1 pseudogene is annotated in these 1,112 nt (G+C 37.2%); it reads left to right on the top strand.

From position 1 onward, the window contains the following. Positions 1–442 precede the first annotated feature (442 nt). Positions 443–1,112, top strand: a pseudogene (locus R8N28_RS26455) (methyl-accepting chemotaxis protein); the annotation flags it as partial.

The following is a 1,112-nucleotide window of genomic DNA, read 5'->3' as shown; positions in this document are numbered from 1 at the left end:
AGAAATGCTGGGGCTTTTTCGTTTTATCAATTCGTATTTTTCTCCTTCCTTTCCTTTATTCTTCTCGAAAAGCCTATTTATATCCATCTATCTCAATTTATTTGTTGCTGTAAGCTTTAAACATAAATAGATCATCTGCCTAACGTCATTCACTGTTTGGTGTGATTCTAAGGAAAATATGAATAAAATCAGGCTACGTTAAAATCAACTTAAGTACTATTTTGTTACATTTTTTACGTCGTGAATCATTTATTTTTCATCATTCTTGTGATTTGCCTCGATTAAAGAAAATTTCCTATAAATCAATTAATTGTTGAAAACAGAACCGTTATCAAAAAGACAAAAAATATTAGATAAAGTTGATCTAGTTACTCAGTTGAATAGTCTATTTGTTTGATATGATAGTGAACGAATTGTACATATATATTAAGGGAATCTATTCATGTTCCAAAACTTTACAATCAAACAAAAGATAGTGATTCCTCTATCTTTGATAATTGGATTGTTCACCGTGAGCTCAGTATTAAATGTTATGACAACGAGCAAGCAATCTGAATTAAGCGACACCTTAAATGAACAGATCGTACCAAACCTGTTCACTATTGAAGATGCGTACCGCGATCTTTACCAAGCGACTTCTGCTGTTCAAGGCATTGCCTTAGCAGAAACACAAGCAGATATTGATCATCACATTCACGAGTACAAAGACAATGCTTACAAAGCGTTGCCGCGTATGGAAAAAGTGATTGAGCTATCACGTGCGGGAGTGATGCCTGCATCACACGGTGCTGATGTGCAAAAACTGGTGACTTTAGGTCAAAAGTGGCTACAAAGTTACGAAGTGATGTTGAGCAAGCCTCAATCTCAATGGCTAAGCTACTACAACGAGCACAAGAACACGTTTGAGGAACAATTTGTTGATGTTCGCGCCCAGCTCAATGTCGTGAAAAGTGCTATCGAAGATAAGCAAGGTGAGTTGAAGTCAGACATTTCTGCGGCGACTGCACGAGCAGAATCGATTTTAGAAATGGGTATCATCGTTGTGATCTTAGCGGCGCTTGGCATGGTGTTCCTGCTGCTACGCACAGTACTTAAACCATTAAACGACATCA

The organism is Vibrio sp. Vb1554 (assembly GCF_033344235.1).
This window is presented reverse-complemented; position numbering and strand designations above follow the sequence as displayed.